The sequence below is a fragment of the Microbacterium sp. SCN 69-37 genome (assembly GCF_001724435.1).
GTDB classification, from domain to species: Bacteria; Actinomycetota; Actinomycetes; order Actinomycetales; family Microbacteriaceae; genus Microbacterium; species Microbacterium laevaniformans.
On the sequence record NZ_MEEL01000041.1, the window covers coordinates 15270 to 29936 of the forward strand.

Consider the following 14667-nt stretch of genomic DNA (forward strand, 5'->3'; position numbering starts at 1 on the left):
CCAAGACCGCATCACCCGGCGGCAACGAGCGCGGCCCACAGCTCCGCACGCGCCGGAAAGCTCGACAGATCCACACCCAGCAGCTGCTGCGCCTGCGCCACCCTGGCGCGCACCGTATGGCGATGGATGCCGAGAGCGCGCGCGGCCTCGTCGATGCGCGCGTCGTGGGTGAGCCAGGTGCGCACGGTCTCCACGAGCGCAGTGCCCTGGGCCTGGTCGTGCGCCCGCAGCGGACGCAGCCGCGCGTCGGCGAGGGCGCGGGCGGCAGGGGAGTCGAGGCTCGACAGCACGCCGGCGGCATCCGCGAAGCGCGTAACGGTGCCGCTCACGGCGGTGCGCAGCGCGGTGAGGGCCTGCGCGTGGGCGCGGGAGAATCCGCTGTAGTCGGTGGGCTCCGAAAGCCCCACCGCGGCATCCAGCAGACCCGCGAGCGCGGTGGGCGCGCCCTCGTCGGCGGCGGAGACGACCACGACGATGCCGTCGCCGCTGCGCGCGTAGAACAAGCCGCCGCGTTCGGCGGCCTGCAGCTCGAGCCAGTCGACGGCGGCGTCGGTGCGGTTGGCGGCGACGGCGGCGACCCCGACCACGACGGGGCTCGCCGGCAACGGGCCCCACAGTTCGCGCGAGACGCGCCGCGCCAGGTGCGGGTCGTCGTCGAGGAGCGTCTGCAGCAGTCCGGCTCGCAGCGCCGCACGGGCGCGGCCGAGTCCCACGTTCTGTTCGAGGGCGAGGCCGGCCATCGCGATGACCGACGTCACGACACTGCGTCCCTCCAGGTCGAGGTCGGCGCCGACGATCGCGATGAGTCCGCGGAGGTGCCCTCCACGGCCGAGGGTCTGCATCGTGACGCGTCGATCATCGATCTCGAGTGTCGACGCCGCACGCGCCCCGCGGCGCAGCACGGCACCGGCTTCTGTCGTGACGGCGGCGACGGCTCCGTCGTCGAGGGCGTCGGCGGGGGCGCTCTGGGTCAGGGTGCCGGCGGCGTCGAACAGCCCGACCCACGCACCGAGCTGAGCGGCGAGTTCGGCGACGGTCGCCGCCAGCCCGTCCGGACGCAGTGCGGCCAGAGAGATCGCCCGCTGCGCCGACAGCGCCCAGGTACGCCGGGCGTAGGCCTGAGCGGCGATGGCTTCGGCGTTGGCCCGTGCCAGCGCGATGAACGGGGTGCGATAGGGAACCTCGAACAGCGGCATCCGCTGCGCGGCGCAGGCGAGGACGAGGGTCGGCGGGATGCCGTCGCGCACCACTTCGGTGCCGAACCCCAGCCCGCGCACGCCGCGGGCGCGCAGGCGCGACACGTAGGCGGCGGCGGCGTCCTCGCCCGACTCGCCGTCGCCGGCCGGCCCGACGAACTGCGTGCCCGTCGTCAGCAGCAGCAGGTCATCGGCCAAGAAGGGCGTGGGGTCGATGAGGTCGGAGCTGTGCACCCAGCGCAGCGGAGCGTCCAGCGCGCCGTCGTCGAGATCGTCGGCGCTCGAGGCGAGCCGCAGCTCGAGGTCGCGGCGCGCGAGAAGCGCGCGCAGAGTCGGCTGCGTCTCGGTCATGGGCGGCGGCCTCCTCCTCGGCGCGGTCCTCGGTCGATCCGGGGCGGGTGCCCGACGACGGGCACGACGTGGCTGTACGCCGCGTATGCGCCTGATCACAGAATGTACACGGCGGAGGGTGTGGCTCGGCATCCGCGGCTCATACGCTCCCGGCATGAGCATCATCGACAGCGCCGTCATCGGCGGTCCGTCCCTGGCGCAGGAGCGCCGCCTCGTCACCGCGATCCCCGGCCCCCGCTCGCAGGAACTGCTGGCGCGCAAGAGCGCCGCCGTCGCATCGGGTGTCGCTCACACGGTGCCCATCGAAGCCGTCGCGGCCGGCGGTGGCGTCGTGGTCGACGCCGACGGCAACTCGCTCATCGACCTCGGCAGCGGCATCGCCGTCACCAGTGTCGGAAATGCCCACCCGGGCGTCGTGGCGGCGGTGCAGGCCGCCGTCGCGCAGATGACGCACACGTGCTTCATGATCTCGCCGTACGAGTCGTACGTCGCCGTCGCCGAGAAGCTCAACCGCCTCACCCCCGGCGACCACGCGAAGAAGTCGGCGCTGTTCAACTCCGGCGCCGAAGCCGTCGAGAACGCGATCAAGATCGCCCGCAAGGCCACCGGCCGCCCGGCCGTCGTCGCGTTCGACCACGCCTACCACGGCCGCACCAACCTCACGATGGCCCTCACCGCGAAGTCGATGCCGTACAAGAGCGGATTCGGTCCGTTCGCCTCCGAGGTCTACCGCGTGCCGGCCTCCTACCCGTTCCGCGACGGCCTGAGCGGCGCGGATGCCGCGGCGAAGGCCATCTCGCTCATCGAGAAGCAGATCGGCGCCGACAACCTGGCGGCCGTGATCATCGAGCCGATCCAGGGCGAGGGCGGCTTCATCGTCCCCGCGGAGGGATTCCTGCCGGCGGTCGTGGACTGGTGCCGTGCGAACGGCGTCGTCTTCATCGCCGACGAGGTGCAGACCGGCTTCGCCCGCACCGGCGCGATGTTCGCAAGCGAGCTGTTCGGCATCGTTCCCGACCTCATCACGACGGCCAAGGGCATCGCGGGCGGCATGCCGCTGGCGGCGGTCACCGGTCGCGCCGAGATCATGGATGCCACCCACGGCGGAGGCCTCGGCGGCACCTACGGCGGCAACCCGGTCGCCTGCGCGGCGGCGATCGCCGCGATCGACGCCTTCGAGAACGACGGGATGCTCGAGCGGGCGCGCGAGATCGGGGGGATCCTCCGCGCCCGCTTCGAGTCCCTGCAGCAGTCCGACGCGCGCATCGGCGAGGTGCGCGGAGCCGGCGCGATGATCGCGGTCGAGTTCGTCGACCCCGAGACGAAGGCCCCGGATGCCGCCCTGACCTCCGCCGTCGCGAAGGCGGCGATCGCGGAGGGCGTCATCGTCCTCACCTGCGGCACCTACGGCAACGTCATCCGCTTCCTGCCGCCCCTGTCGATCTCCGACGAACTGCTCACCGAGGGAATCGACGTCGTCGCCGCCGCCCTCGCCGCCCACTGACCCCGCCCCGGCATCCCACCCACACCCCGCCCCATGTCCCACTTGCGCCCGGCGATGTCCCACTTTCGGTCTCCTCGAGGCCACTCTGACAGCGCTTATCGGGACATGCTGCGGGAGCACCACGCATCCGGATCCACGACAGAGGAGACACAATGACCGAGATCACGCGCGACGTCGTCGTCATCGGCGCCGGTGCGGCGGGATTGACCGCCGCCAACCAGCTCAAGAAGGCGGGCCTGTCGGTCACCGTGCTCGAAGCCCGCGACCGCGTGGGCGGGCGGCTGTGGACCGACACGATCGAGGGAGCGATGCTCGAGATCGGCGGCCAGTGGGTCTCGCCCGATCAGGACGCGCTCAAGGAGACCATCGTCGAGCTGGGTCTGGAGACCTTCGACCGCTACCGCGACGGCGACAGCGTCTATATCGGCCCCGATGGGGTCGCCCACCGCTACACGGGTGAGATGTTCCCCGTCAGCGCCGAGACCGAGAAGGTCATCGCGGAGGTCACCGCACGCCTCGACGCGATGGTCGCCGAGATCGACCCCGACCGCCCCTGGGCCCATCCGCAGGCGGCGCAGTGGGACACCGTCTCCTGGGATGCGTGGCTGCGCGAGCAGACCGATGACGACGAGGCCATCCGCAACCTCGCCTTCCCCACCGGATCGGCGATGCTCACGAAGCCGACCCATTCCTTCTCACTGCTGCAGTCGCTGCTGATGGCGGCATCCGCCGGAAGCTACACGAACCTCGTCGACGCCGACTTCATCCTCGACAAGCGCGTCGTCGGCGGACTGCAGCAGGTGCCGCTGCTGTTGGCCGAGCGCCTGGGCGACGACGTCTTCCTGGGCCAGCCGGTGCGTACCCTGGAGTACTCCGAGGGAGAGGGCGTCGTGGCCGTCGCCGACGGTGTCACCGTTCGCGCCCGCCACGCGATCCTGGCGCTCGCGCCGGTGCTGTACAACCGCATCTCGTTCGTGCCGCCGCTGCCGCGTCTGCAGCATCAGATGCACCAGCACATCTCGATGGGCTTCGTCATCAAGGTGCACGCCGTCTACGAGACGCCCTTCTGGCGAGAGAAGGGCCTGTCGGGCACGGCGTTCAGCCCCTACGAGCTCTCGCACGAGGCCTACGACAACACGAACCACGGCGATGAGCGCGGAACCCTCGTGGGCTTCGTCTCCGACCGCACGGCCGACGACCTGTTCCGCCTCAGCGCCGAGGAGCGCAAGGAGCGCATCCTCGAGTCGCTCAGCCACTACTACGGCCCCGAGGCGAAGGATCCGGTCGTCTACTACGAGAGCGACTGGGGCAGCGAGGAGTGGACGCGCGGCGCGTACGCGGCATCGTTCGACCTCGGCGGCCTGCACCGTTACGGGGCCGACCTGCGCACCCCCGTCGGACCGATCCACTTCGCCTGCAGCGACATGGCCGGCGCCGGCTACCAGCACGTCGACGGAGCCATCCGCATGGGGCGCCTCGCGGCGCAGCAGATCCTGGACGAGGTCCACACGTGAGCGGGCACGTCGTCGTCGGATACACCGCGACCAAGCCCGGACGCGACGCCGTCGCGTTCGCCGCGCGGCTCGCGGCGGCCCTCGACTCCGTGCTCGACGTCGCGATCATCCTGCCCAGCTCCGACCGCAGCGTCATCACGCCCCCGGATGCCGGGTACGAACGGCACCTGCACGCGCAGGCGCAGACCTGGATCGCCCAGGCGATCGACCGGATCCCCGCCGACGTCGTCGCGCACGCCCATGTGCGCCCGGCCGAGTCGTTCGCCGAGGGCCTCATCGAGATCGCCGACGAGCTGGGTGCCTCGTACATCGTGGTCGGCGCCGCCGACGGCGCCTCGCGCGGCCGGCACCGCCTCGGCTCGACGACGAGCGAGCTGCTGCACTCATCGGATGTGCCGGTCGTCCTCGTCCCGCGGGGGGCACGCAAGATCGCGCCCGAGACCGGCATCACCCGGCTGACGGTCGCGATCGGCATGCGGCCCGGGGCCGACGCCCTCATCGCCGAGACCGCAGCGCTCGCGGAGACCCTCGGCGTGCCCGTCCGACTGCTCTCCCTGCTGCCGGTCGATCTTCCGCCGTCCGCCGACACGGGTGCCATCCGCCTCGCCGGCACGACGAAGGCCGATGAGGTGCTCGCGGCGGCTCGGGCGGAGCTTCCTGGCGGCCTGCACACCGATGTCGCGGTCGCCGCCGGCGACAGCATCGAGGAAGCCGTGTCCTACCTCGACTGGCAGCCGGGTGAACTCGTGCTCGTCGGATCGAGCCGCCTCGCGCAGCCGCGCCGCCTGTTCCTCGGCTCGACCGCGGCGAAGATGCTGCACGAGATCACCGTGCCGGTGATCGTCGTCCCCCGAACCCACTCCGAGGAGTCTCGACGATGAGCACACCCTCCACGACCGACGCCGCCTCCACGACCGGGGCCCTCTCCAGCAAGGGGCTCAGCGCCGGCACGATCGGCCTGATCGGCGCCGTCGTCATCGGGATCTCCTGCATCGCCCCGGCGTACACGTTCACGGCGGCCGTCGGCCCCACGGCATCCGCGGTGGGCGCGCAGATCCCGGCGATCATCCTCGTGGGATTCATCCCGATGCTCCTGGTCGCCTTCGGCTACCGTGAGCTGAACAACCGCATGCCGGATGCCGGCACCAGCTTCACCTGGGCGGCGCGCGCCTTCGGACCGTGGGTTGGCTGGATGGCCGGGTGGGGACTGGTGGTCGCCACGATCCTCGTGCTGTCGAACCTGGCCGGCGTCGCGGTCGACTTCCTCTTCCTGCTGCTGTCGCAGGTGACGGGCAACGCCGAGATCGCCGACCTCGCGTCGAACACGTGGATCAACGTGGGCGTCTGCCTGCTGTTCATGCTCGCGGCCACCTTCATCTCCTACCGCGACATGCAGACCACCCAGAAGCTGCAGTACGTGCTCGTGACCTTCCAGGTCGCCGTGCTGCTTTTCTTCGCGATCGCCGCCATCGTCGAGGCCGTCAGCGGCAAGGGCTTCGACGTCCAGCCGTTCGACATCGGCTGGTTCAACCCGTTCGCCGTCAGCTCGTTCAGCGCGTTCGCCGCGGGCCTGTCGCTGTCGATCTTCATCTTCTGGGGGTGGGACGTCACCCTCACCATGAACGAGGAGACGAAGGACCCCGAGAGGACGCCGGGTCGTGCAGCGACCATCACGGTGCTGACGATCGTCTCGATCTACCTTCTGCTGGCCGTCGCGATGATCATGTACGCCGGGGTCGGCACGGGGGAGCTGGGTCTGGGCAACGAGGACATCCAGGGCAACGTGTTCTTCCACCTGTCCGGACCGATCCTCGGGCCACTCGCCTTCCTCGTGTCGCTCGCGGTGCTCACCTCGTCGGCATCGTCGCTGCAGTCGACGTTCGTGGGACCGGCGCGCACGCTCCTGTCGATGGGACACTACGGCGCCCTCCCGCCGGCGTTCGCGCGGGTCAGCCCGCGCTTCTTCACGCCCGGCTTCGCCACGATCGTGTCGGCAGTGGTCGCCTCCGCGTTCTACGCGGTCATGCGCGTGGTGAGTGAGAACACCCTCTGGGACACGATCCTCACGCTCGGCATGATGATCTGCTTCTACTACGGCATCACGGCTTTCGCGTGCGTCTGGTACTTCCGCAAGCAGTGGTTCGACTCGGTGCGCACCGTCTTCTTCACGTTCCTGTTCCCGCTCGTGGGCGGCGTGATCCTCGGCATCCTGTTCTTCACGACGCTCATCGACTCCATGAAACCCGAGTACGGCTCCGGCGCCAACGTCGGCGGCGTCGGGATCGTCTTCATCCTCGGCATGCTCATCATCGTGGTGGGTATCGCCCTCATGATCTGGCAGTCGGTGACACGTCCCGCGTTCTTCCGCGGCGAGACCCTCGCCACGGACGCCCCTGCCAGCACCCGTCGCCTGAAGGAGGCCGCACGTTGATCACGCAAAGCGCACTGCTCGAGAAGGTTCCCCGCGGGCTGTTCATCGGCGGCGAGTGGGTCGCCGGCTCGGCCGGCACCTTCCCCGTCGTCGATCCCGCGACTGGTGAGACCCTGGTCGAGATCGCCGACGCGTCGCCCGAAGACGGCATCCGCGCCCTGGACGCGGCGGTCGCGGCTCAGGAGGAGTGGGCGGCGACCGCGCCGCGGCGCCGCAGCGACATCCTCCGGCGGGCATTCGACCTGCTGATGGAGCGCGCCGACGAGATCGCCCTGCTGATGACCCTCGAGATGGGCAAGCCTCTCGCGGAGGCGCGCGGCGAGATCACCTACGGCGGCGAGTTCCTGCGCTGGTTCAGCGAGGAGGCGGTGCGCATCTCGGGCCGGTTCGGCTCGAACCCCGAGGGCACGGGACGCATGATCGTCAGCCAGCGCCCCGTCGGACCGTGCTTCTTCATCACCCCGTGGAACTTCCCGCTCGCGATGGCCACCCGCAAGATCGCCCCGGCGCTCGCCGCCGGCTGCACGGTGGTCATCAAGCCGGCCGAGCTGACGCCGCTGACGACGCTCGCGTTCGTCGGACTGCTCGTCGAGGCGGGGCTGCCCGCCGGAGTCGTCAACGTCGTGACCACGACGCACTCCGGCGCCCTGTCGGCGCCGATCATCGCCGACCCGCGCCTGCGCAAGCTCTCGTTCACGGGCTCGACGCCGGTGGGCAAGAAGCTGATCGCCCAGGCGGCCGAAGGCGTCCTGCGCGTGTCCATGGAACTCGGCGGCAATGCGCCGTTCGTCGTGTTCGACGACGCCGACCTCGACAAGGCCGTCGACGGCGCGATGCTCGCGAAGTTCCGCAACATCGGCCAGGCCTGCACCGCCGCCAACCGCTTCATCGTGCACACGTCGGTCGCCGACGAGTTCGCGCGCCGGGTGACCGAACGCGTGAACGCGATGCGCGTGGGACGGGGAACCGAGGAGGGCGTGCAGATCGGTCCGCTCATCGACCGCAAGGCCGTCGAGGGGAGCGCGGCCCTCGTCACGGATGCCGTCGCGCGCGGTGCACGCCTGCTCACCGGCGGATCGGCCATCGATGGCCCGGGGACGTTCTTCGAGCCCACCGTGATCACGGACGTGGCCGGCGGCAGCGACATCCTCCGCGAGGAGATCTTCGGCCCTGTGCTGGCGATCGCCACGTTCGGAGACGAGGAGGAGGCCGTGCGCCTCGCCAACGACACGGAGTACGGTCTGGTGTCCTACGTCTTCACCGAGGATCTCGCGCGCGGCATGCGGATGATCGACCGTCTGGAAACCGGCATGATGGGCCTGAACGCGGGCGTCGTCTCCAACGCGGCGGCGCCGTTCGGCGGCGTGAAGCAGTCGGGCGTGGGCCGTGAGGGGGGCCTCGAAGGCATCCACGAGTTCCTCTCGACCAAGTACACGCTGATCCCCGCCTGATCCCTGCCCCTGACGCCACCCGACACTCAGTCGACACGAACGGAGAACGACGATGACGTATGCGGTTGTGAACCCCGCCACCGGCGAGACGCTCGCCACCTACCCCGACTTCACGGCCGACGAGGTCGAGGCCGCCGTCGCCGCCGCGCACGAGGCGGCACAGACATGGGGACGCACGTCCACGCCGGCGGAGCGTGCGGCCCTGCTGCGCCGGGTCGCCGAACTGCATCGCGAGCGCCGCGACGAGCTGGCCGGGATCATCGTGCGGGAGATGGGCAAACCGCTCGCTGCGGCCGAGGGTGAGGTCGACTTCGCCGCCGACATCACGGAGTTCTACGCCGATCACATCGACGAGATCACCGGCGACCGGCCCATCGACATCCTCGGGGAGGGCACCGCGGTGATCCGCCGCTCGCCTCTGGGCGTGCTTCTGGGCATCATGCCGTGGAACTTCCCGTACTACCAGGTCGCGCGCTTCGCGGCGCCGAACCTTGCGATCGGCAACACCATCCTGCTCAAGCATGCGCCGCAGTGCCCCCAGTCGGCCGCCGCGATCGCCCAGATCTACGCCGATGCGGGCTTCCCCGTCGGCGCGTACGTCGATGTCCGTCTGACCAACGATCAGGCCGCCGAGGTCATCGCCGATCGGCGTGTGCACGGCGTCTCGGTGACCGGCAGCGAGCGCGCGGGAGCCGCCGTCGCCGAGATCGCGGGGCGCAACCTCAAGAAGGTCGTTCTGGAGCTGGGCGGCTCCGACCCGTTCATCCTGCTGTCGACCGACGACCTCGACGCGGCGGTGCAGGCTGCCGTGGACGCACGCCTGGACAACAACGGGCAGTCCTGCAACGGCGCCAAGCGTTTCCTCGTCGCCGACGACCTCTACGACGGCTTCGTCGAGAAGTTCGCCGCCGCGATGGACGCGGCGAAGGTCGGCGATCCGTTCGCCGAGGACACCGTGCTGGGGCCGCTCTCCTCGCTCGCCGCCGCCGAGCGGCTGCAGGACCAGGTCGATCGCGCCGTCGCGCAGGGAGCGACCGTCGTCACGGGGGGCTCGCGCGACGGGGCGTTCTTCCCCGGCACGGTGATCACGGGTGTGACGGCCGACATGGACGCGTATCGCGAGGAGTTCTTCGGACCCGTCGGCGTCGTCTATCGGGTCAGCGGCGAGGACGAGGCGATCGAGATCGCCAACGGCACCGAGTTCGGTCTGGGCTCCTACGTCTTCACCACCGACGAGGAGCAGGCGGAACGCATCGCCGATCGCATCGACGCCGGCATGGTCTACGTCAACATCGTCCTCGCCGACTCGCCCGAGCTGCCCTTCGGCGGCATCAAGCGCAGCGGCACCGGACGCGAGATGGGGCTGCTGGCCGCCGAGGAATTCGTCAACAAGAAGCTCATCCGCATCGCCGGCTGACGTGCCGGTGCTGCCGGCCGGCTCAGGCCGGCAGCACTGTGCGGACGTCCGCGGCCTCGCCGTGGCGCCCGAGCGCCTCGAGCAGGTCGCCGAGCTCGAGCGCGACGGCCTGCCGCAGCGGGTCCGCGTCGCTCGCGTGCTCGAACGCCGCGCGGTAGAGCGCGACGGCGTCGTCGGCGCGCTCGGCTTCGCGCAGCACCCGCGCCGCCAACAGCTCGGACGCTCCGGCGGATGCCGGGTCGCCGGCATCCGCGAACGTGTCCGCGGCCTGCAGCGCGGTGGCCACGGCGGCATCCGTCCGTCCCTGACCGACGAGCAGCCGGGCGCGCGTGTCGAGGACGTCGGCCACGAACCACGTCGCCTCGTGCCGACGGCCGAGCTCCAGCGCTTCGTCGATGAGCGTCACCGCCTCCTCGTCGCCGCGCTGCTGATGCGCCTGCGCGAGCACGTGCAGGCCGTCGGCGAGCAGTCCCACTTCGTCCTCGTTGCCGCGGACGAGGCCGACGGCCGCGTACGCCCACGCGCCGACGGCGTTGCCGTACTCCTCGGCGGCGTGCAGCGCCTGGGCCAGCAGCACCGCGGTCAGGGCGCGCGATCCCGGCTCCACGCCGCTCTCGCTCGCTTCGCGCAGCACGTCGTTGAGCGTGTCGACCGCTTCGGCGGCGTAGCCGGCGGCCAGCATCGCGCGGCCCTGGCGGAAGCGCACGTCGACGCTGGGCAGACCCACCGCGTCGCGCCGCTCCGCCGCGACCCGGTAGCGGCTCACCGCGCCGGCCGGCTGTCCGTCGTCCTCGTGCAGCATGGCCGCCAGCAGGAACATCTCCGAGACCATCGCATCGTCCACACCGATCGACACCGCGACCCGCGCCGCCTCATCGGCCGCCGCCGCGCCCGCGGCGAACGCCTCGGCGACGCCGTGGAGCCGGGCCCGCGTCGCGAGCACGCGCACGCGGCGCCGGTCTTCCAGGTCCGGGTCGCCGAGCAGCGTGTCCAGCAGGCCGGAGGCGCCGGTCGGGTCTTCGTCGGCTGAGAGGGCGTCGGCCTCCAGCAGGCGCATCCCGTGGGCCCGGCGGGTGTCGCCGGCTCCGGCGAACAGGGCGGCCGCGGCGCGGGCGCGTTCCACGGCGTCGGCGTGCGCGCCCGCCCACATCCGGCCGATCGCGAGCGTCGACAGCAGATCGGCGCGCTCGAGGGGATGGCCGTCACCGAGCGCGTCGAGCTCGTGCTGCACCCGCGGCAGGGCGAGGGCGAGCCGGTGCGCGTCGGTGCCGTTGCGCACGTCGAACGCCGCGGCGATCGTGTCGGCGAGTGCCCACGCGCGGCTGGCGAGCGCGGATGCCGTCCACGCTCCCTCGTGGGAGCCGAACAGCGTGACGAGCTCTTCGGCATCGGATCCGCGCACCGGCGTGTCGGGGTGGCCGGCGGCGGCCACCGCGTCCAGACCCACCGCGAACGATGCGAGAGCGGTCTCGTGCGCGGCGGCATCCAGCCCGTCGTGGACGAGCCAGGGCAGGTGCTTCTCCACCAGCGCCAGGGCGCGGGCCTCGTTGCCCGTCACCGCGCAGAAGACGACGTTGTCGGCGATGATCGCGAGGTTGGCCGGGTTGTCCTTGGCGAGCCGGTAGCTGCGCAGATGCGCGGCGCGCGCCTGGTCGAGCATGCCGGCGCGCAGGGAGGGCAGAAGAGTGCGGGCGAGGGCGTGCTCGGGCTCCTCGCCGCACGAGAACCCGCCGTCGATCATCTCCTGCACCAGACGGATGGCGTCGTCCTCGCGTCCCGTCTCGGCGAAGAAGCCGGCGAACTGACTGCGCACGCAGGCGTCGCAGTGGCTGTACTCGTCACCGGCAGATAGGCGGCGAACGTCTCGGCGAGCTCGCGCACCGTCGCCGTCTCGACCAGTGCCCGCGTCTCGGAGCGTGGGGTCAGGTGCACGCTCGTGCCGACGGGGATGTCCTGCGTGCACGGGCCGACGCGGAACGTGCCGTCGGAGTGTCCCATCCACTCCACGGCTTCGCCGGTGACCGCGCTGCGGGAGCGGATGACGATGGTGTCGCAGACCATGAAGCACGACAGCATCCCGATGCCGAACTGCCCCAGGTAGCCCCCGCGCGGCAGGTCGAAGATGTCGCGTTTCGAGCTGCGTCCGACGGTGGCGAGGAGGTCGGCGACCTCGGCTGCGGTCAGGCCCACGCCGTCGTCACGCAGGACGAACTCGTCGGATGCCGCGCTGACCGGTGTGATCCGCACCCGACCGCCTCTGCCGTCGATGCTGCGGCGGGCGCTGATCGCGTCGACCGCGTTCTGCAGCAGCTCGCGCAGGTACACCCGGGGGCCGGAGTAGATGTGCCGGCTGAGCAGGTCGATGACTCCGCGCAGGTCGACCTGGAACTGATGGGCGGCGGCGTTCTCGTTCAGCGTCATACCTCGGTGTGGAGCGTCGGGGGACCTGTCCAGGCTATTCGAGAATTTGCCCGGCGCGCGGGGGTGGCGCTGTACGCGCGAGCGGAGCAGGATGTGGCCATGGACACCTCGGATGCGGTCAGCTTCCTCGATGACCGGCAGTGTTGGCAACGGCTCGCGGAACAGGAGCTCGGGCGGCTGGTGACCCACGTCGGCGCCGTGCTGGACATCTTCCCCGTGAACTACATCGTCGACGGCGACAGCGTGGTGTTCCGCACCGCGGAGGGCAGCAAACTGACCGAGCTGGCGATCAACGACGACGTCCTGTTCGAGGTCGACGAGTACAGCGACACCGATGCCTGGAGCGTCGTGATCCGCGGGCACGCGCACCGACTCACCACCGCCGACGAGGTCCGTGCCGCCGACGAGCTGGGCCTTCGGCCCTGGATCCCCACGGTGAAGTACAACTACGTCCGGGTACGCGCGGCATCCGTGTCGGGCCGAGACTTCCGCAGGGGACCCGAACCCGACCGCTACGGGGTGCAGCAGTACTGACGGTTCGCGCGTCCAGATGGCATGACGTACACTGGACAGTGCAGTTGAAGTCTGCATTCTTTCGCCGTGCCCGCGCTTCGCGTGACGTTCGGGCAGGGAAGCGGTCTTCACCCCGGGATCTCACGATCTCTAGGGCGGTAGCTCAATTGGCAGAGCAGCGGTCTCCAAAACCGCAGGTTGCAGGTTCGATTCCTGTCCGCCCTGCGCGTCAGCGATCAGCTGACACCGCAGGTCGCGCCGGTTCACGCCGGTGTGGAAAGCAAGTCCGAGCACGTCCGAGCACGTCACATGGGTGGGTACATGGTCCAGGAAGAGGCGCACGGCGAGGTCGTCGCAGCAGGCGGCACGCCCCGTGAGAAGAAGCTGAACTTCTTCCAGCGGATCGCGCTCTTCATCCGCCAGGTCTTCGGCGAACTCCGCAAGGTGGTCACGCCGACCCGCCAGGAGCTGCTGAAGTTCACCGGTGTCGTTCTCGGCTTCGTCGTCGTGATGATGGCCGTCGTGTACAGCCTCGACTTGCTCTTCACCTGGGTGGTGCAGGTCGTCTTCGGCGTGCCGAGCTGATCCAGCCGACGCCCGAGCTGTCACCGCACGACCCCCGAGGGAAGAGGACATACGTGTCTGAGAAGTACACCGACGACGTCGACTGGGCCACTGCCGCCGAGCAGTCCAGCGAGGACGACGAGGCGCAGGAAGGCAACATCCTCGCCGCCGAGGAGCTGTCCTCGGAGCCTGCAGAGCACCTCGCCGTGCACGTCGTCGACGATGAAGACGACGCCGAGGGCGAAGACGAAGACATCGACATCGACGACCCGGAGGCAGACGCCATCGTGAACGACGCACTCGAGATCGACGAGGCCGCCGAGGCCGAGGCTGCCGCAGAGGTGCTCACCGACGCGCTCGCCGAGGAGGAGGCCGAGGCCGCCGCCCACGCCGCCGAGGAGATCGCGCCGTACGACGGTCCCGACGTGAACGGCGAGCCCGACGCGGCTCCGGAAGACCCCTACGAGGCCTTCCGCGCCGACCTGCGTTCGCTGCCGGGCAAGTGGTACGTCATCCACTCCTACGCGGGCTTCGAGCGCAAGGTGAAGGCCAACATCGAGCAGCGCAAGAACTCGCTCGAGGTCGAAGAGGACATCTATCAGGTCGAGGTCCCGATGGAGGACGTCGTCGAGATCAAGAACGGCCAGCGCAAGATGGTCAACCGCGTGCGCATCCCGGGCTACGTCCTGGTGCGTATGGAGCTCAACGAGGACACGTGGTCGGTCGTGCGCCACACGCCGGGTGTCACCGGGTTCGTCGGCAACGCACACAACCCGACGCCGCTGCGGTTCGAAGAAGCCTTCAACATGCTGAAGTCGCTCGTCCAGGTCACCGAGACGGCCCCCGTCAAGGGCGGCGCGGGCAAGGGGGCGTCGGCTCCCGCGCGCAGCGTCATCACCGAGGTCGACTTCGAGATCGGCGAGACCATCACGATCAAGGAAGGCTCGTTCGCGGGCCTGCCCGGTTCGATCAGCGAGATCAAGCCCGAGAGCGGCAAGCTCACCGTGCTCGTCTCCCTCTTCGAGCGTGAGACGCCGGTCGAGCTGTCGTTCGACCAGGTCACCAAGCAGTGATCCATACCGGATGCCGCGGCATCCGGTAGAATCATCAGGTTGCGCGCGCGTCGCGCGACATCCCCACCACCTTTCGGGTCCGCCGATCGTGTGGAAGCGCGCCCCGAGGCTCCGGCCGACGTGCGCTCGACAGAAGGAAAGAGAATGGCACCGAAGAAGAAGGTGACCGGCCTGATCAAGCTTCAGATCAACGCCGGTGCCGCCAACCCGGCGCCGCCGATCGGCCCCGCGC

Annotated in this window: 12 protein-coding genes, 1 tRNA gene and 1 pseudogene; 11 read left to right on the top strand and 3 right to left on the bottom strand. The window is 70.2% G+C overall.

What is annotated here, in order from left to right; all coding sequences use genetic code 11:
* Nucleotides 1-11: 11 nt before the first annotated feature.
* Nucleotides 12-1547, bottom strand: a complete 1536-nt coding sequence (locus tag ABS64_RS12090; protein ID WP_288120947.1) for a PucR family transcriptional regulator — start codon at nucleotides 1545-1547, stop codon at nucleotides 12-14.
* Nucleotides 1548-1701: 154 nt separating this feature from the next.
* Here ABS64_RS12090 and gabT point away from each other — a divergent pair, with 154 nt between their 5' ends.
* From gabT to ABS64_RS12120, 6 genes are all read left to right on the top strand, one after another.
* Entirely contained in the window at nucleotides 1702-3051 is a 1350-nt protein-coding gene (gene gabT / locus ABS64_RS12095) for a 4-aminobutyrate--2-oxoglutarate transaminase (protein ID WP_292683805.1), read from the top strand.
* Between the two features lie 152 nt (nucleotides 3052-3203).
* Entirely contained in the window at nucleotides 3204-4565 is a 1362-nt protein-coding gene (locus tag ABS64_RS12100; protein ID WP_292683807.1) for an NAD(P)/FAD-dependent oxidoreductase, read from the top strand.
* Entirely contained in the window at nucleotides 4562-5446 is an 885-nt protein-coding gene (locus ABS64_RS12105) for a universal stress protein (RefSeq protein WP_292683809.1), read from the top strand. The genes ABS64_RS12100 and ABS64_RS12105 overlap by 4 nt, the downstream gene beginning before the upstream one ends.
* Nucleotides 5443-6996, top strand: a complete 1554-nt coding sequence (locus tag ABS64_RS12110; protein ID WP_292683811.1) for an APC family permease — start codon at nucleotides 5443-5445, stop codon at nucleotides 6994-6996. The genes ABS64_RS12105 and ABS64_RS12110 overlap by 4 nt, the downstream gene beginning before the upstream one ends.
* A complete protein-coding gene (locus ABS64_RS12115; RefSeq protein WP_292683813.1) occupies nucleotides 6993-8447 on the top strand; it encodes an NAD-dependent succinate-semialdehyde dehydrogenase in 1455 nt (484 codons plus the stop codon). Before ABS64_RS12110 ends, ABS64_RS12115 begins: the two co-directional genes overlap by 4 nt.
* A 52-nt stretch (nucleotides 8448-8499) precedes the next feature.
* Nucleotides 8500-9864: an NAD-dependent succinate-semialdehyde dehydrogenase gene (locus ABS64_RS12120; protein WP_292683815.1), complete on the top strand. Its 1365-nt coding sequence runs from the start codon at nucleotides 8500-8502 to the stop codon at nucleotides 9862-9864.
* A gap of 22 nt (nucleotides 9865-9886) precedes the next feature.
* Here ABS64_RS12120 and ABS64_RS12125 read toward each other — a convergent pair whose 3' ends face one another.
* Both ABS64_RS12125 and ABS64_RS12130 read right to left on the bottom strand, forming a co-directional pair.
* Entirely contained in the window at nucleotides 9887-11677 is a 1791-nt protein-coding gene (locus tag ABS64_RS12125) for a hypothetical protein (protein WP_292683817.1), read from the bottom strand.
* Nucleotides 11602-12285: an ATP-binding protein gene (locus tag ABS64_RS12130; RefSeq protein WP_292683819.1), complete on the bottom strand. Its 684-nt coding sequence runs from the start codon at nucleotides 12283-12285 to the stop codon at nucleotides 11602-11604. Before ABS64_RS12130 ends, ABS64_RS12125 begins: the two co-directional genes overlap by 76 nt.
* Nucleotides 12286-12384: 99 nt before the next feature.
* On the opposite strand from ABS64_RS12130, the gene ABS64_RS12135 reads away from it, so the two are divergent.
* From ABS64_RS12135 to ABS64_RS12155, 5 genes and pseudogenes are all read left to right on the top strand, one after another.
* A complete protein-coding gene (locus ABS64_RS12135; protein WP_005050000.1) occupies nucleotides 12385-12819 on the top strand; it encodes a pyridoxamine 5'-phosphate oxidase family protein in 435 nt (144 codons plus the stop codon).
* A gap of 131 nt (nucleotides 12820-12950) precedes the next feature.
* Nucleotides 12951-13023, top strand: a tRNA-Trp gene (locus ABS64_RS12140).
* A gap of 96 nt (nucleotides 13024-13119) precedes the next feature.
* Nucleotides 13120-13383: a preprotein translocase subunit SecE gene (secE, locus tag ABS64_RS12145; protein ID WP_167626531.1), complete on the top strand. Its 264-nt coding sequence runs from the start codon at nucleotides 13120-13122 to the stop codon at nucleotides 13381-13383.
* Between the two features lie 53 nt (nucleotides 13384-13436).
* The gene (gene nusG, locus ABS64_RS12150; RefSeq protein WP_061682606.1) at nucleotides 13437-14435 is read left to right on the top strand and encodes a transcription termination/antitermination protein NusG; all 999 of its coding nucleotides are present in this window, start codon (nucleotides 13437-13439) and stop codon (nucleotides 14433-14435) included.
* 144 nt (nucleotides 14436-14579) lie between these two features.
* Nucleotides 14580-14667, top strand: a pseudogene (locus ABS64_RS12155) (50S ribosomal protein L11); the annotation flags it as partial.